Source organism: Virgibacillus sp. LDC1, from assembly GCF_025792345.1.
GTDB classification, from domain to species: Bacteria; Bacillota; Bacilli; order Paenibacillales; family Paenibacillaceae; genus Paenibacillus_AQ; species Paenibacillus_AQ lautus.
The window spans coordinates 177,016-197,896 of record NZ_JAOXLZ010000005.1 but is presented as its reverse complement, the minus strand read 5'-3'; the positions used below and the strand labels follow the sequence as shown (position 1 = coordinate 197,896).

At 37.7% G+C, this 20,881-nt stretch carries 17 protein-coding genes and 1 pseudogene; 1 reads left to right on the top strand and 17 read right to left on the bottom strand.

The genetic code is table 11. The features are described 5' to 3' along the window. Nucleotides 1-687 precede the first annotated feature (687 nt). The 6 genes and pseudogenes from OHJ21_RS25515 to OHJ21_RS25490 all read right to left on the bottom strand — a co-directional run bounded on the left by OHJ21_RS25515 (nucleotide 688) and on the right by OHJ21_RS25490 (nucleotide 6,703). On the bottom strand, nucleotides 688-1,611 hold the full coding sequence (locus tag OHJ21_RS25515; protein ID WP_486021510.1) for a DUF6973 domain-containing protein: 924 nt from the start codon (nucleotides 1,609-1,611) through the stop codon (nucleotides 688-690). Nucleotides 1,612-2,103: 492 nt separating this feature from the next. Continuing rightward, the gene (locus OHJ21_RS25510; RefSeq protein ID WP_486021509.1) at nucleotides 2,104-2,277 is read right to left on the bottom strand and encodes a hypothetical protein; all 174 of its coding nucleotides are present in this window, start codon (nucleotides 2,275-2,277) and stop codon (nucleotides 2,104-2,106) included. A gap of 457 nt (nucleotides 2,278-2,734) precedes the next feature. Next, nucleotides 2,735-3,035 (bottom strand): annotated as a pseudogene (locus OHJ21_RS25505) (type II toxin-antitoxin system PemK/MazF family toxin). Nucleotides 3,036-3,321: 286 nt separating this feature from the next. Then, a complete protein-coding gene (cdiI, locus tag OHJ21_RS25500; RefSeq protein WP_486021508.1) occupies nucleotides 3,322-3,690 on the bottom strand; it encodes a ribonuclease toxin immunity protein CdiI in 369 nt (122 codons plus the stop codon). A gap of 14 nt (nucleotides 3,691-3,704) precedes the next feature. Beyond that, nucleotides 3,705-5,132 carry a WXG100 family type VII secretion target gene (locus OHJ21_RS25495; protein WP_486021507.1) on the bottom strand — a complete coding sequence of 476 codons (1,428 nt, stop codon included), beginning with the start codon at nucleotides 5,130-5,132 and terminating at the stop codon, nucleotides 3,705-3,707. A 1,076-nt stretch (nucleotides 5,133-6,208) separates the two neighbouring features. Next, on the bottom strand, nucleotides 6,209-6,703 hold the full coding sequence (locus OHJ21_RS25490; RefSeq protein WP_486021506.1) for a hypothetical protein: 495 nt from the start codon (nucleotides 6,701-6,703) through the stop codon (nucleotides 6,209-6,211). A gap of 202 nt (nucleotides 6,704-6,905) precedes the next feature. Between OHJ21_RS25490 and OHJ21_RS25485 the strand changes: the two genes are divergently transcribed. Next, nucleotides 6,906-7,247, top strand: coding sequence for a helix-turn-helix domain-containing protein (locus tag OHJ21_RS25485; protein ID WP_077569634.1), 342 nt, complete (start codon nucleotides 6,906-6,908; stop codon nucleotides 7,245-7,247). A gap of 343 nt (nucleotides 7,248-7,590) precedes the next feature. Here the strand turns inward: OHJ21_RS25485 and OHJ21_RS25480 are convergent, their stop codons facing one another. The 11 genes from OHJ21_RS25480 to OHJ21_RS25430 all read right to left on the bottom strand — a co-directional run bounded on the left by OHJ21_RS25480 (nucleotide 7,591) and on the right by OHJ21_RS25430 (nucleotide 20,816). Further along, nucleotides 7,591-7,734, bottom strand: a complete 144-nt coding sequence (locus OHJ21_RS25480) for a hypothetical protein (RefSeq protein WP_486021505.1) — start codon at nucleotides 7,732-7,734, stop codon at nucleotides 7,591-7,593. 261 nt (nucleotides 7,735-7,995) lie between these two features. Beyond that, nucleotides 7,996-11,145, bottom strand: a complete 3,150-nt coding sequence (locus tag OHJ21_RS25475) for a type I restriction endonuclease subunit R (RefSeq protein WP_486021504.1) — start codon at nucleotides 11,143-11,145, stop codon at nucleotides 7,996-7,998. After that, nucleotides 11,142-12,362 (bottom strand): restriction endonuclease subunit S, encoded by a 1,221-nt coding sequence (locus OHJ21_RS25470; RefSeq protein ID WP_486021503.1) that lies wholly within the window; start codon nucleotides 12,360-12,362, stop codon nucleotides 11,142-11,144. The genes OHJ21_RS25475 and OHJ21_RS25470 overlap by 4 nt, the downstream gene beginning before the upstream one ends. Continuing rightward, nucleotides 12,346-13,917 (bottom strand): type I restriction-modification system subunit M, encoded by a 1,572-nt coding sequence (locus tag OHJ21_RS25465; RefSeq protein WP_486021502.1) that lies wholly within the window; start codon nucleotides 13,915-13,917, stop codon nucleotides 12,346-12,348. Before OHJ21_RS25465 ends, OHJ21_RS25470 begins: the two co-directional genes overlap by 17 nt. A gap of 730 nt (nucleotides 13,918-14,647) precedes the next feature. Continuing rightward, on the bottom strand, nucleotides 14,648-14,785 hold the full coding sequence (locus OHJ21_RS25460) for a helix-turn-helix domain-containing protein (protein WP_486021501.1): 138 nt from the start codon (nucleotides 14,783-14,785) through the stop codon (nucleotides 14,648-14,650). Nucleotides 14,786-15,182: 397 nt separating this feature from the next. Then, nucleotides 15,183-15,668: a TIR domain-containing protein gene (locus OHJ21_RS25455; RefSeq protein ID WP_486021500.1), complete on the bottom strand. Its 486-nt coding sequence runs from the start codon at nucleotides 15,666-15,668 to the stop codon at nucleotides 15,183-15,185. Further along, nucleotides 15,668-17,146: an SIR2 family protein gene (locus OHJ21_RS25450; RefSeq protein WP_486021499.1), complete on the bottom strand. Its 1,479-nt coding sequence runs from the start codon at nucleotides 17,144-17,146 to the stop codon at nucleotides 15,668-15,670. Before OHJ21_RS25450 ends, OHJ21_RS25455 begins: the two co-directional genes overlap by 1 nt. 14 nt (nucleotides 17,147-17,160) lie before the next feature. Further along, entirely contained in the window at nucleotides 17,161-17,715 is a 555-nt protein-coding gene (locus tag OHJ21_RS25445) for a toll/interleukin-1 receptor domain-containing protein (protein WP_486021498.1), read from the bottom strand. A 1,047-nt stretch (nucleotides 17,716-18,762) separates the two neighbouring features. Beyond that, nucleotides 18,763-19,161, bottom strand: a complete 399-nt coding sequence (locus tag OHJ21_RS25440; protein ID WP_486021497.1) for a hypothetical protein — start codon at nucleotides 19,159-19,161, stop codon at nucleotides 18,763-18,765. Further along, on the bottom strand, nucleotides 19,124-20,506 hold the full coding sequence (locus tag OHJ21_RS25435; RefSeq protein WP_486021496.1) for a DEAD/DEAH box helicase family protein: 1,383 nt from the start codon (nucleotides 20,504-20,506) through the stop codon (nucleotides 19,124-19,126). The genes OHJ21_RS25440 and OHJ21_RS25435 overlap by 38 nt, the downstream gene beginning before the upstream one ends. Further along, complete coding sequence (locus OHJ21_RS25430; RefSeq protein WP_486021495.1) at nucleotides 20,487-20,816, bottom strand: nucleoside triphosphate pyrophosphohydrolase; 330 nt, start codon at nucleotides 20,814-20,816, stop codon at nucleotides 20,487-20,489. Before OHJ21_RS25430 ends, OHJ21_RS25435 begins: the two co-directional genes overlap by 20 nt. Nucleotides 20,817-20,881 lie beyond the last annotated feature (65 nt).

Below are 20,881 nucleotides of genomic sequence, written 5' to 3'. Positions count from 1 at the left end.
CGGTTAAGCGTTGGCGTATGTAGTTTTCAAAGAGCAAACATCCGTGTGTCGTAGCCGTCATAGGGCCCTTACCGCGCAGGTATCCGTAGTGCAGGGGTTTGCCGTAGGGATGGCCTTCTCGAATGAGAATAGCCACCCTTGCATGAAGGATAGCTGCGTGGTTTGCTATGATCAACGGATACGACTCACGCCCCGGATGTGCCTGAAAAAAACGTAAGGAGCCATGAGCGGCTGCTATTGGAAGCATCCTGTGAATCAAGGGGGTGCTTCTTACATCTTAGAATATGGGATGCTTTTAGGAAGGTGGCGAGTCTTATGAACTGTACCTCTTGTCAAGGCAGGTTAACAAGGTATTGAAAACAAAAGGGACTTGAACAAAAGTTCAAGTCCCTTAAAATTAGGCATTATAAACTATAATAAATGATCTTACTAAATTGTAGAACGCTACAGTAAGGATCGCTACTACCAAAAGAAGAAGTGACCCTTTTATTATAGCACTGGTTTGATTTTTCTTTAGACCATTTTTAATTTGTTTGACACTAAACCAAACCGTATAGATCCCTATAAATGAAAAGAAGATTATTCCTATAATAATACCTATCATTTTGTGTTCCTCCTATGCTAACCTCCATCCATATACTAACAAAATTCAAAAGGAAGCACCGTAAAGAGCTCCCTTTTGAAAAATTATTTGAATGCATTCCATGCAGTCGTTCGAATGCTGGACGTAACGTTAGAAGGATAGCCAATCAAAACTTTGTGAGTCAAGTGTGCTGCAATGAAAGCATCGGATACATGGTTATAGTTGCTGAGGGCATATTGTCTTCCTTTAGAGTTATTTATTAAATCCATAACACTTGAGTTATCGAAATTAGAGTTAAATACTGAGCTACTTGCTCGGGCTTTATCACGAACATCGTAGGCTTGTAATAAGCCATATCCAATTTTATCATCAAGGCTACCAGGGTAATTAACAGCCTTTTTTGCACCAATTAACGCTAACTCATGGTTATCACCTATTAATCTGGCTTTGTTAGCATTCATATCTTTCGTATTAAAATAATTCCATGCAAAATGTCTATAAGCATCAGCAGGGTTATCCCAAGTAACTGAATATCCCATTAATCTAGCATACTCTGTTCCAATATCACGAGCTTCGTTTGCGTTATCAAAAGCAACTGCTATATCTCCATATGTCAGTTGTCCTGATGTTGAGTTCATTACACCTTCAATACCTTTAGAAAGATCACTTTCTTGATATTGTAGAGGAGATATAACTCCAGAATTACCTTCAAGAGACTCAACATAAGATCTTATACCACTATTAATCTCTCTCATTTTCGTTAATTCATCTTCTGTTAGCTCCTCGAATGCTTTCCCTGCCACACTGTCATAGAACAACTGAGCATCAATTTGTATAGGATCTATTCCTAAGGAGTACTTTTCTTTATTCGGTTCGTTATCCTGGTTAACTACCACTTCTACCGCTGCATTAATCTTTTGCTGTTGTTCACTAACTGTAGCTGCAGTTTCATTTGCAAATGCGAAAGATGGCAATGAGATTGACATTACAACAGTTAGTACTGACAAAAATTTGGCTTTTTTCTTCAAAATCTTCACTCTCCCTTTGTTTGTATGTAATTATTGTTTACTGAAGACAAAGTAGCTCATCTTCTTCATTTTTATAACACGATTAATAAAGAGAAAGTTCGGTTTTTTTAATAAAAAAATATAAAAAAAGTTATTTTATGTAATTTTTTATATAATGATTTGACGTACTTTAATGCCATTGAATTGATAGATCAATAGAACATATGTCTCAATATCATGTTTGGTACATATGCGAGAGTTTATGATTCTTTTTTATTTTGGTAATATTAAGATAATAAGAAACAAAATTGTAAGTAGTAGTTGTCTAAATAAAATGATTCGATTCAAAAGGTTAGCGGCCTGTTTACGGTGGTTCTTTTCGTTATGTATGAGGCATATTCCGTCCGGTGGAGTAGAACGACCTACTTATATTGATTCTGTCATTCTCCATACTAGGTCTCTGAAAAGAAACTAGATATAAAGCTAATAGTCCACCCCAAGTGTTGGTCACTCTTAAGCGTTAAAATAGTCACTTACGATTTTATCTAGTTTTTCATTTTCCTTTTCATTTTCATTTTCATTTTCAGATAAATATTCGATAAAAAAATTATTAACATAATCATTTTTAAATTCACTCAAATACAAAAATGCTGTTTCTACATTTTGAGTAAACATACGTTTATTCATTTCCTTATGTGATAATCTAATAATCTCTTCAATAAAGTTACTATCCTTTGTTTCTGTATATTATCTAGTTCATCTTGATTATCTCCCTTTATTATTTTGCCTATTTCTTCTCTGCTCATTTCTAATTTGTATATATCTTTTTTTGCACTCCGAAAATCATCTACTGAAGTACCTGCTTCATCATATAGCATTAAACAAACTTGTCATAACTAATAAGATTATGAATTATCCTATACTTATTTTCTGATATTTCTTTTTCGAAATAATTAGGATTTTTATCTGAACTGATTTCAAAATACTTTTGCATTATACGGAATTACACTTTCGTAATCATCTTGATTTAACATAATATACAGTCTTTCATAAGCATCTGCTATGAACTCACCTTCATAAACTGTATATATTTTATTTATAGTTAAATTAGGCTTATTGCTATTTTCTATACACTTTACTCGCATTATCTCACCTCATTTTCGTAGTGAATAAAATTTTCATCTTGGCGAGATTGCCAAACAAGGCTCTTAATTTGATCAGACAGGATAACCCCTTCAATCGGTAAATCCTGTGGAATAACCCCCTCAAATGGGTAACCTTTAGCCTTGGAAGTAACAGGACAAGGCTAAGCCGACTTTTCCATTGTATTGCGCAGGTGAGAGGACAAGGGTTGGGCGTTTTCCCGACTGCTCATGGCCAGATTGGGGATTAAACTGAAGCCATACCAAGTCGCCGCGATCAGGAATGTAATTTTCTATTACCATGACTCACGTCCTTGCGGATCACCCGTTTGAACCTCGGAATGGATATTATCAGGCGGTTATAGGCCGATGAAAAGGCTGAACAAACCAAAGAGCAGTTTCGGGAACGGACTTGGATAATCGTTATTTGTATCAGGTTATGAAGGGAATCGATATCATCTTGAGGTGGTTCAGCTTCCCGACTCATTCGGCATTAGGTGAGAGCTGACACAAGGGTATAAGAAAACCACAATACGGACGGATAGCTCGCATTGTGGCTTGGCAGGTTTTTACGATCTTTTTATTCAAGTTATATACCTAATCTGTTTTTTATTTTTTCTAATGAAGTATTAATCTTATTTTTATCTTCTGGGTGCTCGTCAAGATGTTTTGCACTAAATATAATTAAATAGTTATAAAATTCATCATACTCAATTACTGCCATTACATCTTCGTCATAAGCTGGGGGCTCTCCTATAAAGCACACTTTCTTATCTCCAATGTAGTACTCCTCCTCTGGCTCATGATAGGATGAAAATTGTACCTCTAGTGGACCTGATCCATAGCCATGTCTCTCAATATCCCCAAAATATTCCAAAGCCCTTAGGAAATCAATAACCCAGAAATAAGATTCCACCAGTTTGTCAATTTCGTCTTTTTCTGTAAGTATTCTATACATTTCTTTTGTCTCCTTTAGTCCTTATAATCAAAAGTAGGATAAAAATTCTTTATTTTTCCGTTTTCATCTACAAATCCTATAAACTTCAAACCATCTAGTTCGCCTTTAACTATTCCGTTTTTTTCATTTTCGGCCTGTATCTGTGGTTCTAATGCTGCTTTCCCCCATTTATACATTTTTTCGTTAGAGATAATATTTGGATCATAAACTGTTTTAGGGTCATTTACTCTCTTTCCTACCACATTGCCTTCCGGGTCCTTTATCGGTTCAAAAATACTTTTATCTTTTTCAGTTCGTTGTAAGGATGGTATTTGATACTCTACCTCATATATCCCCTCAATGGGGTGTTTCTTCGGTTCACCTATAATATAATCTTTTTCCACACTCAGTCCGTACTGCCTTGCATCTTCTTGCAGGGCAGTATAAAAATTATCCATATTGTGACCACCAGATATTCCTGGTCTGCCACCTCTCTTTAACCCATCGACGTTTACTAAGTGATGGTATGGCCTTTGTAATTTTTCAGCATCACTGACCTGTTCACTTATTTCATTTCTAGGAGCATCTCCCGTTCCCTCATTCCCCGACTTCTTACCGTCAACATCATCGCCACGCTCGCCACCATCACTGCTACCATTACCGCCACTATTTCCGCCACCAAGATCATCATGTTTCTTATTCAGCGGGCCTCTACCCCTAATTCCAGCACGGTTGAGGATAGCCTCTCCAAGGATCAAAGCCGCCCCCTGTCCCAAATATTTGGACCAACCGCCTGCTGAATCGACTTCTGCCTTTACGTCTTCGGCTATTTTCTCGCGGTACTCATCGCTAAAAAGCATTCTGCCCGCCCATACCATCGTACCGTGAATATCCTCGACCGTCCCGATGGTTGCATTATAGAGCATCTCTTTCCCGGTTCCAAGCGGATCTTCGTACAAGGATATCGCCGTATCCTTTAACGAGTTCCCTAACTGGGTTGCCCCGATCTTTACGCCCTCCCATAGTTCCCCCGCTTCTTGCTTCACGGTGTCCCATGCCTTCCCGGCTTCCTGCTGCACCGAATTCCAGGCTTCCTCCGCTTTTCTCCCGGCATCCTCTACGGCACTATGGCCTGCGGGTCCCCTCATCATAGGGTACGCTCCCAGCACATGCCCAGCAATATGGATCGGTTGTACCCGCTCATCTGCTGACTTAAATCGTTGGGCAATCCCTCTCAGCTCCAGACTTGTACGCTGGATATGCTCCGTGGTCAGTATCATCTCCCGATGCGCCTGCTTAAAATCCGCATAAAAACGGGATCTGGTCGTACCTTCCCAGCCAGACTCCAGCATATGGATGTTCTGGTTCAGCATGTGTATATTCGCTTCCAGTTGTTCATGCGCCCTGGAGCATTGCACTGCAACGTGCAGCAACATCTCCGGTGTGACCAAAATTCTACTCATAACAACCTCTCCATCTTGCTTTCGGGATTAAATCCGATCTCCGATCATAGTTAACTTAAATATTTTACTTCATTAGAATTATATGGAAAAGGTTCTCGAGGCCTTGCTATGTCACTTTATAACTAGGATCTTTTTCTCAGTTATTAGCGGGACTTTATTACGAGCGGGATTTTCAATAATATGACCATTATGATAGGAGTTGTAGGATGAAGGGAGTCACGGAACATGACATACCGGAAAAAGGGGGGGAATAGATGGATTAAATTATCCTTCATTATTCTCCCCTGCTTGCTTGCACTGAATATGTTTAGAAAAGAATTATTTGTACTTGTCTTAGGTCCTATATTTTAAAACGGAGTGGTATGATTGGTAAGGCAATTCTAGCAGGCTGGATATTTGGAGAAGGAGCTCATCCGCTCTCTTGATCAGGTTCATTAGATGTGTAGGCTTCATTTTACTGATTAAAGAGCTCTCCTGTGACAAAAAGGATAAAGATTGTATAAATATCAACGACTCGGCATTCATCCCGGAGCCTTCGGGGAAAATCCGTAGCATATCTTCTAGTAAAATGTCTGACGTAGGCTGTCTTCCCTCCTCCTTTATATATAGGGCATTTAACATGGATTTTAACGCCCTGTTGCATAATAATAAACTGACGTAAAGCAGATTTCTATCCAAGAAATGCATGGATAATTTCATGTATTCTTGTGAGCAGTTGGCATGAAGGGGAATCACATTCCGGTAAAAAAACAATTCCCGCTCCTCCCCGAAGAATCAGATCAACCTCGTTGGCACCCGTTCCACCCATACGATCAACAGAATCCCCTTGAACTTTTTTGTAATTAACTCCATCAGTCTTTCAAATCCGCCTCCAGATAAAATAAGAATATTTGCTGTAATATAATCTTCATTTATCAATTTTCTAGAAATTTCAATAGCAGTGTGCTGTGTTTTGGTACTTTTTGAAGCCGTTGAACTTCGAGATGAGGTTTCGCTGATTGTCCCCAGATTTCCTCTGGGCTCACGTGTTACAAGATCCTTTTTATCATTAAGAATTGCACCTGAGAGGATTCATCTCATTTAGAAAATATGGATTGATACTCTCCTGAGCTAGAGGTTGCAATTCTTCGTGATAAGTTAGCTAGTACATCGTCCACTCTCCTTAACAACCTCCGAAGATGAGCTGTTTGGATTTTTTGAAGGAAGGCAGTATCTTTGAAACTTGCTAGAAAATGAATGGAATAAATAAACATGACAGTATCCAAATCAAGGCCTGACTCCCTACCAGTAAGCTGAACTACGTCATTCAGGGACAGTGAATGAGGAGGAGTAGTCAAATTTTTATCTTTTATATACATCGCCATCAGCATGGATTCCAATGCTCGATCACCTAGCACAATGCAAATATGAGCTGAGGATTGGTGTGTAAAACGAAATGCCGAATTCATATAAATCTGTGAGCGTTCATGTAGCCTATCAATGATTCTAGCTTGAGTAGATCCGCTTCTCTGTAATTTTGAGGTCTTCATCACATCTTTGTCAGTATTCTTGGAGGTTGAATGATTCTCCACTTACGTTCAACTCCCGCTTGATTATTGTACGACTCATATTGAAAACATTGCCCCGGATGTTATGAATTCATGGATAGTGGGAATACTTATATTTATCATTATACAACAAATTAATATTTATAAGTATTGTTTTCGATATTCAAACGCTAGTGTATTGCTATTGAGATATTATCTACACTTTTTAGTAGTGAGGTGTGGAATAATGACGGATAAAGAGATCCTTCTACGAATAGGTGCTCGTTTACGTGACTTAAGAAAAGAAAAAGGATTAACGCAAGAAGCTCTAGGAGAAAAAGGTGGGTTTCATTTTTCATATATCGGACAAATCGAGCGGGGAGAAAAAAACGTTGCTCTGTTAAATCTTGCAAAAATTGCTGAAGCATTAGAGGTAGAAATATCGCAACTCTTCATCTATCCCAATGTTGAAAGTAACGAAGAATCACAATCTGATCTTCAAGAAATAATGCATATGCTCGAACACCAAAATCCTCAGCAAATCGCTATGGCAAAGAATGTACTTAAAGCGATTTTTAACCATAAGTAAATATCATACATAGTAAAATGGCTGATTGGAAATCCAGTCAGCCTCATATGAAAATATGGCAGCGGATTAGCATACCTTCTCAGTGTAAAGCTACGCTTGGGAACCGATGCTTCACCGTCTCATAAGAGCTTGGCCGGAAATATTGCCCTTGAGACCGTTCTGCCTTCCGACCAAGGTTGATTTACTACTCCCCCCCACAAACGTCTCTGCTCATACAAAATACTCATGCTATTTATGATACAGTTCACCGTAATGGGGCTATATCAACGAAATTATTAGCCACTTCAACTTTGATAGCTAAAAAATGGATTATTCAATATTTTCAATTGAATGATCCACTTTTCTATTTATCTTCAGTATTCAGATCCTCAATCTCCATTAATTCATCATTTTCATCTTCTACTTCTATCAATTCTGCCTGTTCTTGGTCTATATCTTTTTCAATTCTTATAAGTTCAGTTTCTACTCTTCTTTTTTTCCTCGCCAAGCCTCTTTAGAAATCAACTATAAACTGTGGTAACTACTAACCTCTTGCAATCTTTTCCCTATATCATTCGACTACAGTGGGAATTAAAATAATGAATATATATTGAAACTGTGTTATGTAATATATCACCAATATATCTACCTAGAAAGCGTCCTGATAATAGTTTATGGGGACTTTCACCGTAAGCACTCTGTTACTCTGGGTATTTCATAAGCGCTAGATAGTCAAGCCCCCCACCAAATAAACACGGAAGTACAAAAGTTAATCCACTCTATACTTCTTAAAATTCTCTGCTTGTTCAAAAATCTCTTTAAATATTTCATCTTTAGGAACTGGTGGATATCCATTATCAGCAAGTGTTAAAATCAAATCTACTTTCAATTCTGCCTTGATGTCTTCACGGTGCGACCAATCAGTGTATCTAGCTTTGTCGTCAATGATTTTTTTAATCTCTTGCGAGAGTTTCAGCAGTTTATCGTGTGCGTATTCAAATTTATATTTCTCGGCAATCGCCTTCAAAATATCGTAAAAGGCTTTTTCCTCAAAATCAATTCCAAGGTCTTTAAATGAGTTTCGTTCTCTTACAAGTTCTTCAAACAAATCTGCAAACCGGTCCGCGACATCCTCCAATACATCACTTTGCATTGCTTGAAAGTCTTTTCTTTCATTGTAAACGTCAATCAGTTTCTTTAATCTTTTTGAAAAATCTACACCTTGAATTCTATTGGTTTTCTTAAACTCCTCAATGGCCTTGGCTAAGAGCTTTTGTAAGAGCTTGATCTTAGTGTTTGGTAATTTGATCTTATCAATTTTCGCCAAGTACTCATCACTGAATATATCCACATTATTATTAGGATCATTTTTATCGAGTTTAAATATTTCTTCTATACCTTCACTAATCAATGCTTCCTGTATCATCTGTCTTACTTTCTCATTCATCTGAGAGGTATCAGGGGCTTCTCCTACAGTAAGTTTATGAATGATAGATTTGATAGCAAAATAGAAGTGGATGTGGTCTCTCTCAGATTGGTTAATATCTTCACTTGAGCAACATAAGTTATATGCGGAACGAAGTTTCTTAACAATTGCCATAAATCTCTTTTCTACTTCCTCTGTTTGCTGTGCAAATTCTGCTGCTCGATTTAAGCAATGTAATTGTTGTAATGGAGTTCCCTTAAAATAAGCGGAACTATCAAACTTGTGGAACAGCCTCGCCAGCAAATCTAATTGGTCTTTTACAATAACAACAGCCTTGTCAGTGCCATCAAAGTTTTCACCATTTACTACACCATATTTTTTTAACGCCACATTCATATTACTCTTAATGCCAATATAATCTACCACCAAACCATTCTCTTTCCCTTCATATACACGGTTTACTCGCGATATAGTTTGAATTAAGGAATGTTGTTGAATAGGTTTATCTATGTAAATTGTATCTAAGAAAGGTACGTCAAAACCAGTAAGCCACATATCTACTACAATGGCAATTTTGAAGTTTGATTTTTCGTTTTTATATTGCCTGTCTAGTTCTTTTCGATAATCTTTTGTACCCAGTAAATCGTACAACTCTTTGGGGTCATCTTGGTTTCGAGTCATGACCATTTTAATCTTTTCAATTGGCTTTATTTCTTGTCTTTCTTTTTCTGTAAGCTCTACACCTTCATCACATTCCCTGATCTCTGCCCATTGTGGACGCAAGGCAATTATCTGTTTATATAGTTCATAAGCAATCGAACGATTGGAAGCCACAAACATTACTTTACCTTTTACAGTTGCACCTTCTTCAATCCGCTTCTCGTAATGCTCTACAAAATCTTCTGCCACTAATTTTAAACGTTTAGGATCACCAAGAATAACATCCATTTGAGTTACAGCTCTTTTACTTTCATCTATCTGATACTTATTGGCACCAGCTGTTTCGCATACTTTATAATAGTCTTCAATCTCTTGTAGCTTGGTATTATTCAAATTCACTTTGGCAGCTCTGCCTTCATACACAATCCTTACAGTGATCTCGTCATAAACTGACTCTATCATCGTATAAGAATCCTCTACTTCACCAAAAACAACCATTGTGCCATCAATTGGAGTTCCTGTGAAACCTACATAAGTGGCATTAGGTAAAGAATCGTGCAAATGTTTGGCAAAACCATACTTCTTTTCTACACCATATTTAGTAAGTTTTAATTTCTGATCGAGATTGATTTGCGAACGATGGGCTTCGTCCGAAATACAAATTACATTTGTTCTCTCAGTAAGCAGGTCTGTGTCTTCATTAAACTTATGAATAGTAGTTAAGAATACTCCACCGCTCTTTCTGCTTTGCAAATAGGTTTTCAATTCGGCGCGGCTTTCTACACTTACTACTAAGTCATCGCCAATAAAACCCTTAGCGTTGGTAAATTGCCCTGAAAGCTGATCATCAAGATCAGTTCTGTCAGTTATCAGAACAATCGTTGGGCTTTGAAAATGTACACTTCGCATTAAAAGCCTTGTGAGGTAAAGCATTGTAAAGCTCTTACCACAACCTGTTGCCCCAAAGTAAGTACCGCCTTTACCTGTACCGTGTGGTTTCATATTGCGCTTAATGCTTTCAAGTAATTTGTTGGCTGCGTAGTATTGCGGATAGCGTGGAACAATCTTTTCTTCTTTAGTACTTGTATCTGGGAAAAATACAAAGTGGCGAACAACATCGAGTAAACGTTTTTGGTTAAACAAACCTTTTACCATTGTGAAGAGTGAATCTATACCTTCTCTATCCAATGCTTCAATGCCGTCTATTTTACGCCAAGCATAAAAGAAATCATAAGGAGCAAATAGTGAGCCTGATTTGTTATTTACTCCGTCACTGATAACACATAGGGCATTGTATTTAAAAAGCTCTGGAATATCCCTACGGTAGCGAACTGTAAGCTGTGTAAAGGCATCTTTAATGGTAGTGTTTTCTTTGATTGCGCTCTTAAATTCTAGTACTACTAGAGGCAAACCGTTGACATATACAATTCCATCAGGAATGCGTTTTTCGTAACCTTGTATTTCTAATTGGTTGACTATTTTGAATAGATTATTGTCTAAATTTTCAAAATCAATCAATTGAATATATAAGTCTTTCTTACTGCGGTCTTCTCGTTTAAAAACAATACCATCAGAAATCATTTTGATAATTGCTTTATTGCTATTGTACAGAGCAGAAGAAGGCAACACTTCCATTTGACGAATGATGCTATCTATTTCATTTACTGTAATCTCATTATCTAAATATCGATTGTGCAAATATGTTTTTAAATCATCTCGTAGAAGTACATCACTCATTTCCTTGTGAATGTACCTACCATCTTGATGCTGATAGTTTTCAGCTTTAAATAATTCTATTACGGCTTGTTCTAAGGTTACCTCTGTAAATTTCATGTCTGAGTCATCCTTTGTAATAGGATATGAATTAACTTTTTTAAAACTAAGTTTTGCTCACATAATAAAAATATGTTTTCTGTAATTGCTTCTGCGTATTTTTCATACTTATTTGTTAACTCTTTATCTGGCAATAGCAAATTAAAATCGACAATATGAGATACTTTAATACTTGCTTGTACGGATCCAATCTCATAGGAAACCAAATCATTCTTCGAATTTAATAGCAATTGATATATATAGAGACCAATATTTTCTTTACATCTGAATGCAACTATATTTTGTGCTATTGAACCCTTTGTACCCCAAAAAATTTTCATTTCTGCTAAACTACCAACTGTCGAAAAAAGCACATCCTTTTTTGTAGGGTGGCCGCTTCTAAACCAATTATTATAAACATCTTCATCTATATATTTTTCACATTTATCATAGTCAATTATTCTGTCTGTTGATCTAATGGAACCAATTTCGATTAATGGGAAATTGGTTTCCTTTTCTCTGTGTGGTGGTGTTTTCCCTCTATTATCTATAGTTGAAGTAATATTTTTTAGAGAATCAACCTTCCACCCCTTAGGAACTTCCTTATCCAATTTCTTACTAATTTCCATTTCACCACCATTTGATTTGTAGGGTTTACCGTTTTCGTCAGGAAACTCAAAATCAACGAACCATTGTTTATAAATAGTCTGTGCGGTTTCTTCTAATTTTTGAATAAGGCGGTTGTTCAGATTTATTCTATCCACCAACACATTGTATTCTTTTACAATTTCCTTTTGCTTGGTGATGGTTGGAACTGGGAGAATAGTATTGCACATTTCTTCCCAACCAAATATTTCTCTTGCACTACCGTGACTCATAAATCTGGCATATCGGTCAAATTCGGATCTGCGAAACCACATCATTAAATATTCAGGTAACAATTCATTTTCATCAATCACTTCAAAACTTGTGTATGCTTGTGAAATCATCGCTTTTTCATAATCGTTAAGTAAAGCCACAGAAATTTTATCGCCGTTTCTTGATGTTACTGGTCCATAAGCGAACTGTTTCTTTGTTATCAATTTATAAGTTGACATATCAGTGCCAATTGTATTGGCTATTGATGGAATAAACACCTTTTGAATACTTACTCCAAGTAATTTAACATCCTCCAAATTTGTATTACGGTTGTTTACCTCTTTAATATAGTCACCTAACCGTTTATAATTTGATTTCATAACCTAACTCCTTAAATACACATAGTAACTCTTTTTTAGAACTTTCCTCAGCTTTTAATAAATCAGCAAACTCTGATTGCAACGATGTCATCTTTTCATCGAAGTCAATGTTCTCATCTCGGTTAATAAACTCAATATATTTGCTGGGTACTAAGGAAAAATCTTTTATAGCTACTTCTTCCCGCGTAGCGCTGTAACAAAATTCCGCGGTATCCTGGTAGGTATTCTCATAATTACTTTGTTGCCAATTATGGTAAGTAGCTGCTACCTTTTCGATCTCTACATCTGAAAATTGAACGTACTTTTTCTCAAAAGGAACTCCCATTTGTCTTAAATCCATAAAGAGGATTTCATCTGCACGGTTACGATATTTTTTCAGTTTTCCATTTTGCTCAACGGTTCGGGCTTTTTTGTTTTTATTCAGAATCCAAAGTGTAACGCTGATGTCAGTGGTATAAAATAGGTTTCGTGGTAGAATTATAATGGCTTCTACTAAATTGTTTTCAATCAGCTTTCTGCGAATTTTATATTCATCCCCACCACCACTTAATGCACCGTTGGCCAACAAAAATCCTGCTACACCATTCTCAGATAATTTAGAGGCGATATTTAGAATCCAAGCATAGTTGGCGTTTCCAGTAGGGGGCACTTCATAACCTGCCCAACGCGGATCATCTGTCAACTCAGTATCAGCTCTCCATTGCTTTTGGTTAAACGGGGGATTTGCCATTATGAAATCGGCTTTTAAATCCTTGTGCTGATCTTTGAAAAAAGTATCCTCGGCTGTATTGCCAAGGTTGGCAGAAATGCCCCTGATAGCAAGATTCATCTTAGCCAGCTTATAAGTGGTAGAGGTGTACTCCTGCCCATAAATAGAAATATCTTTTGTATTTCCGTGGTGAGCTTCAATAAACTTTACAGACTGAACAAACATACCGCCCGACCCGCAAGCAGGATCATAGATTTTACCTTTATAAGGTTCAAGCAACTCTGTAATAAGGTTTACAATACTTTTAGGGGTATAGAATTCTCCCTTGCCTTTTCCTTCTGCCAGTGCAAACTTACTGAGAAAATATTCATAAACACGCCCCACAATGTCTTGCTGTTTGTCTTTAAGAGTGTCAATATTATTGATTGTATCAATTAAAGAAGCTAGTTTACTTACATCTAGACCTAATCGCGAATAATAGTTATCAGGCAGAGCACCTTTAAGAGATGGATTGTTCTTTTCAAGAGTAAAGAGTGCACTATCAATTTTTAGCGCAATATCTTCTTGTTTTGCATTTTCAATCAAAAAACTCCATCGTGAAATATCGGGCAGGTAAAACACATTTTTCATGGTGTAGAACTCTACCATATCTGTGTACTTTTCTTTTCCTTCGGAAATCAGCTCTTCTCTACGTTCTTCAAATTTATCACTAGCAAATTTCAGAAATATAAGTCCCAATACGACGTGTTTATATTCTGATGGCTCCACTGAGCCACGTAGTTTATTAGCTGAGTCCCAAAGTGTTTCTTCAATACTTTTTTGTTTTGTTTCTTTCTTTTTAGCCATTGTATACTCCTCTTGTCTTCACTAGTGTTACTATTGACCACAGGGGTACAAATAATCTCCGGTTGGTTACAGATCCTCCAATGTAGGTCAACATACCCATGTGTTATTAATAGTTTCAACGAACCATACCTAGAATCCTGTTAATCACTCTTTCTTTTTATATCCCTTACTTAGCCCAAAATTGCTATAGACCTCCTCTAAGGTCTGCATACGGTCGTTCTTCTCGAACAATACTTTAATACTTAAGCCCTACTTGAGCCATTTCCGCGGCGCTTTGCTCAGGTATCGGAATATCCTGAATATCCTTTACATTAAGAATTGGTAATGAAGCACCTTTAAGCAAGGAACGACCAATGGGCTCTCAAAGAATGCTAATAAGAAAAGAGGATCTACCTCAGAGAATGACACGGAGCCCAATAAAGTTAGCCGATAAATATAATGGTCCATTTCCTTCTAGATCAGGTACAACGGTAAATTTCATTGCAATGCCCCTGCCTGTGATTAAAACATCTCCGCTTTGAATTTCAACTTCTTCGCCTTTGATCGGTTGTTTTAATTCAGTAATTTTCTATGGTTCTCAATTTCAACAATCCATCTTTAACTTCCAGTAACTGTATCACTTTAGCTTGAACAGCATCTGTTTCCACACTACTTGCTGTGTGAGACCTCTGTAAATAATAGTATAATCGATACACTCTTCTCATAGTTGGAGCAGTCAATTTGACGCTGCCTATGATTGTTTCCGCATTCTTCTGAGAGGACTCAGCTTGGTAGGACTGCCGAGTTCCATTTCGGCGGAGCTCCTGTTAATGGTAGCAGGGTGTCTGTTCAGTTCCTTGGCAATCGCCCTGGTACTTTTCCCCTGCAATGGAGGATTTCTATCTTGCTGCTAAGATGGGTATAGCTAATGGCGGATTCTCTTTGTGTGAATGTGTGGCGTAGGAACCTTCATTCTAACTAATCCAGTCATGGGCCGTTTTTTATTTATTTCCAGTAGCTGTCCACATTATATTACAATCCGTCATTTTTCTGTGGAACTCAGTCTTAATACTGAAGTTATAATTGATTCCAGTTCCTAATGGAACTTGCAAACCATTTTGGCGGAACTGTATCCACCCTCTATTTGTATCGATAAAACAAGCCTACAAGCTAATGGAAAATTTCAATTGGGAAAAGAAAAAGATAGACTATTAACCAAGCCAATTATAAAAACTTTAAGAGAACAAGTTACTAACAACTTGTTCCCTTAACGTAAAAACCCGATTTTACTTTCCAGCATTCTTAGCGGCTGCTTCAATCCATTTGCCTAAATTTTCTCGGCCGTTATCATTTACCCAATCATAGGTAGGATATATCTCTGAGAAATAGACATTCTTTCCGTTGCGTTCATAATACCAATTATCGAAAGGATTTTTACCCTTAGTATCCGTTCTTCCATTTACATCTTTGACTTGATGTATATAGATACCTAGCAGTCCATTTCCTCTTTTTGCACTTTGTTCAATCTCATAACCAACATACTTTCTTTCAGATGTTTCACTCCCTATTAGTACAACGGTTGTACTTGTACCTTCTAATTGTTTATCAATCCACCTTTTAATTGCCTGATCACCTTTTCTTTTGACTTCTTCCCATTCAGCCTTATCAATAAATCCTGCTTTATCCCCCTTAAATAGGCCGCTATTTCTTACTTGACCTGCTCTCCAAGAATCTCTTTCGAAATGAAAACTAAAAAAAGTTTTTCTAGACATTATTCTCCTCCTCTTATTTCTGTAACTATTTCTCCGACTATATTAATTAGTTGATCAAAATCAATTCCGTCTTCACCTAGTTTATTAAACTTGCCTTTTAATTGTGGAAAATCTGGGTAATATCTATCAAAATCATTTATTATCTTTTCCCATAACTTTCGGCTTGCATATCCAGTTACACCGATAGGGATTACTTTTGCATTTTTATCTACTGCAATATCAAACTCTCTAATAACACCATTTGCGTCTACAACTGTTTCTTCGTCTGATCCTTGCTTCTTACTAAGTTTATTTCCAAACAGAAATATAACTATTCCACATTCACTTATGAGTTGCTGACGGTATTCTTCCCATAATTGGCTAATATCCTTCCCGTTTGTAGCATATTGAGGGAATGGTCTCATAATTAAGTGTTCATTAATATTTCTTGTACCTGATTCCTCCATACCTTCTAATACTCCATTTATAACTGCACTTCCCACCCCTAAACCAAAGCCAGTTGCAACTTTGAATTCTTTTTGATTCAACATTTTACTTATTTTATGAATAAAATCTTCTGCTCTAAGTCCCGATACTTTATAGTCATTAAATACATGTGCACTTCCAGATATGAGAACATTATTTCGGTTATACCTTTCAGTGATAATTTCTAAAATTGATGTTATATCCTCATACTTTTTAACAATTAAGGGCTTAATAGAATAACGTTCTAAATCGGCACATTTTAATTCTTGCCTGATTTTATCGTATTGAAATTGATCTTTCCCCTCTGCATTATTTGGATAATCCTCTTCAGCAACCTCTTTAATAAAATAATAATGGGTACGGGTATGGTCATCTAACAAGATTTTAATTCTGCTCAATATATGCTCTAAGTTAGGGTCCTCAAAACTAAAACCAATAAACAAAAATGTCTTAGAAACAAGATCACCTTTTAAGGCAATAGTGAACATCTGATTGTTTTTTTCATATAACTCATAGTCGTTTTTAATCAAAACAGCCTCGTCTGCCACTTCGACATCACCATGCATTTTATAAACAATGGCATCCCTTTTACTCTTAATTACGGGCAAGTCATTAACTCGCTTTTTAACATCAGGTTTCTTTCCTGCTTGCATTAAGGCTTGCTCAATTAGTTTGTCGTAATTAGTTGTCCAAAAAGTTCGTATAGGCAATTCTGCAATGACTTCATGGTTGCGGTTTATTCTACCAGTTTGACTAAAGTGATTATTTATCAATTCCGTCAAAGGGGTTTTTGTTTTGGAATCGTTATAGATATATTGTGCCAACGATACTAGGTCACTTTCTTTATCTACATTAAGTCCTAGCCTTGAAGCAGGACGTCTCAATAGTTCTTTCCAATTTACAACTCCTGAAGGTATGGATAAACCTGCACCTGCAAAAATTGCAGCATTTCCTTCCTTTAATGCACTAACATACTCATCTATAAAATTATTAATTTCCCTACTAAATACCAAAACAGTTCCTCCTTTTATTCAGAGACCCATTCTCTAAAACTTTTAGATGTTCCGTTTAAATATTTAATATATAACACACCATAATTATCAATAACATAATTGTAGAGTCCTAAGTACTCTTGGCCTTCAAAAGAATCCTTTTGATATGAAGAGTTATTTATTGGGAGTATTGCTACTTTGCCTCTATAACCATCATAGTAACCTAATTCCCACGGCATCCATTTTGAATCTGTAGAGTTATCCGAAGTAGCAAAAAACAAACTCTTACAATTTTTCATTCTATTTCTCAATTGGTTGGCTGTTTGGGCATTTACATTCTCTCTGCTCATTTGTCTATCTTCTATCCAATCTACATAGACCTCATATCCCTTTTCCTCTAATGTATTTTTCAGTCCTAAAATCACATCTGCATCTTGGTAACTATGAGACAGAAAAATATCATAAGTTTTAAATGGATTGTAAGCATTGTAACCCTCATTTAAAATCTTCGATGCCGTTTTCGTATTGTAACTTTTCTGAACTATTGAATTTGCTTTATTAATTAAGTCTCTTCTTGAAAATAAAGCCATTCAATTTCCCCCCTTATCTATGCAAAATTATATAGTTAAATTGTACCATAAAATATATAATTAAACTCAAGAAAAACGAACATGTTTTCGCTTTTTGATATTTCATTATCAATTTGAATTAAAACTAATTAGCGGTTTTGAGATACTATCAATATGAGGAGGCCGAGAAGATTTTTTAAGCGTACCCCTTCCGCTGACATGGCAGAATGGATGATAGCTACTTTCGTCCCATGATCAGTGCGGCTTGCTTTAACCGATCTTCTGTGACTTCATCGGGTATTATATTAGCCAGTTGTTTCTTTATCACAAAAACATCTGAAGTTATTAATTCTCAGTTCGGTTATATTCATGAGATTTAGTCCCTCAATTATTGGGCATTATTTCCTGAAATTACTTTAATTCATTCCAAAAAACGACAAAGTCTATCACACATTAAATTAATAGAGAGCGACATTGTTGATTTTACTAAAAAAACCAAAACCAAAGACTTAGACACTCTTAGTCTCATTATCCAACATTTTCCCTCAACACTTGATCACTTACCTGCACCAAATTTTCGCCCTACTTATGATACGGTTTTCCACATATGAATTTAACAATCCTGCCTATTAGTTGAATAAAGATAGGTCCTCTTTCAGTTAAGGGGGGAAGAGACACCCTCATCACTGAAGGGGTCCCTGCTTCTGCTCTTTACGCTCAAAATGATGGTGCAACCTATATAGGCAAATCTCTTTCGTCCACCTGTGCATAATGGATTGATGCTCAGGCGCAGGTTCCAATCTTAGACTAAACACACCATCTTCGAAGCGAGTCATGCTTCCTTTAGAAGATCCCCATCTTGTCATTGGCATCCGCTCAATTAGCTGGCTAACTCCGGTCTCATTGTATTCCCAGAGGCGTTTCGAATCCTTATCGGAGAAATCGATTCTTCTTCGGTATTCCTTTTCCATTAGGTACCCATGGAAGAATGGCGCTACTTCCTGAGGAGTAACCGATTCTGCCCAATGTTCGGTCCCACGCTCGAGCATATACAGGAGCACGATCATTTTATAACTCTTGGTATGACGGTCTTCTCGACATACGTATCCAAGCCTCATATTGATAATAAATCTCCTCTTCTTCCTTCGTTAAGCATTCGGCCCAGAGGAGAAATCCGATATAAGAACCGAATTCATTCCAATATTCCCAGCTGTTCGAGCTGCCATGAAGGTGAAGCTCCAAATATGTAGGGATTCGACCGAGCTCATTCTTGAGACCTAGGAAAGAACGGTGCAGACGCTCGCGATGCGGCAGTTTCTTACGACTTAATTCATCCAGAAGATTAATAACGGACGTCTCCAAATGGAGTTCACACCCATCCGGCACAGTCGGGATCATCGGTTCCTTTGCCGTTTTCTTCTCTTCACCGTCATAAATCCGCTTGTCGGATCGATGAGCAAAAGCCAATCGTCCGTGTTTGCTTATGCTCGCTCCAGGCATCGTAGATCTTGTCAGCCAGCGACTCTCTCAACTGTGCTGCAGTCAACTGCTCGTCATCATAATGCGTTCCAAGCCACCGGATGGATGAATAATCTGTATCGTCATAGACCCCATAGTATTGGAACGGGGACAACCAGCCGCGACGGATGGCTTCAATGAAATGAATCTGGTAGGCGACGTTGCCATCACAAAGCGCATACACATCCTTCCCATCCATTCGGTCTGGTGTTGCCGTGATGCCCAGTAAAAATTTCGGTTCAAAATACTGGATAACCGATTGGTATGAGTTTGCAGCTGCATGATGGAATTCGTCCACCACGATAAGATCAAACCCGTCAGGTGCGAATGATTCACGATGCTTCTTCATCCCAAGCGTGTAGATTGAAGCAAACACACAATCCGCGTTCCCTTCTTTTTTGACACCGTTATAGATACCGAAAGTTTTGTCCGACATGATGCGCTGGAATGACCGTTTGGCTTGATAGAGAATTTCTTCGCGATGCGCAATGAACAGTACGCGTTGAAAACGCTGTGCAAAAAAGCCTGCTAGATAGGTTTTACCGAGTCCGGTGGCCATAACGACCATGGCTTTGTCATATTCTTCTTCTAACGTTCTCTCTAGAGCGTCAAGAGCATCAATCTGAGCAAAACGTGGATGAATGGTCGCTTGATCGTCTTCAGAAACCTTATCCTCTACAGGATCGCTAGCGTTTTCGGTTCGGTACTCATTCTCCTCCATTTCGGTTATCATTCGAATTAACTCTGGATTTGTACGATGATACGCCCGATACTCCTCTTCATACAGAGAAATGGTGTTGTCATTTAAGGGGAGTGTGGAATCGTGATAGAAGTAGTTCTGCATAAACTTCTCTAATGCGACTTGGAACGTATAAGGCTCGGCCTTTGCATTCATAGCCAGGTTCCACTCCATCCCCATTCTCATGGCGGACATGGAAAAGTTAGAGGAACCGACGATAAGGAGCCCTTCACCGTTTTCGTAGTCAAACAAATAGGCTTTGGGGTGAAAGGAAGTTCCCATACTGCGCCATAACCTTGCCTCCAGCCGAGGATCGATATCACGTAATGCCTGCAAACCTTCCGGCTGCGTAACAAATAAATAATCCCCAGCGAGAACCTTTACCTCGGCTCCCCGTTCAATCGCACCTTTCAAATGGGGCGCCAATAAACGCACTCCCGACTGCATAACGAAGGAAGTCATAATATAGATTCCGGAAGCATTCTGCATCCCGGTGATTAAATCATCTGCTAAGTTTTCCGTAATCAGTTTGACATTAAGCGTTGTCGTCGACATCAATTAGAGACACCCGTTCCTGGAATCCGCCTCGAGCTTCCGCTTTCTTCTCTCTCAAAGCCTCAAGCTCTTCCCATGTTGCTCCATGTACAACAGCCAACGCCCGGATCACCTCAAGCATATCTGCAAGTTCTTCCAACGACTCCTTTGAACTTCCAGCGGCAAAGTATTCCTCCGACTCTTCTTTGAGCTTTATGATCAATTCTTTCTTATACTCTTCCTCATCTAAGATCCGTGTGCGAAATTCTTTGCCTGTAGATTCAATGACTTGGGGAATAAGATCCCGAACTAGCTTATTGTAAACCGGCATAGATTCTCATCCTTTACATGGTTAATTATGTATTCCTATAGTATCATACTAATAGGATAAGGAGC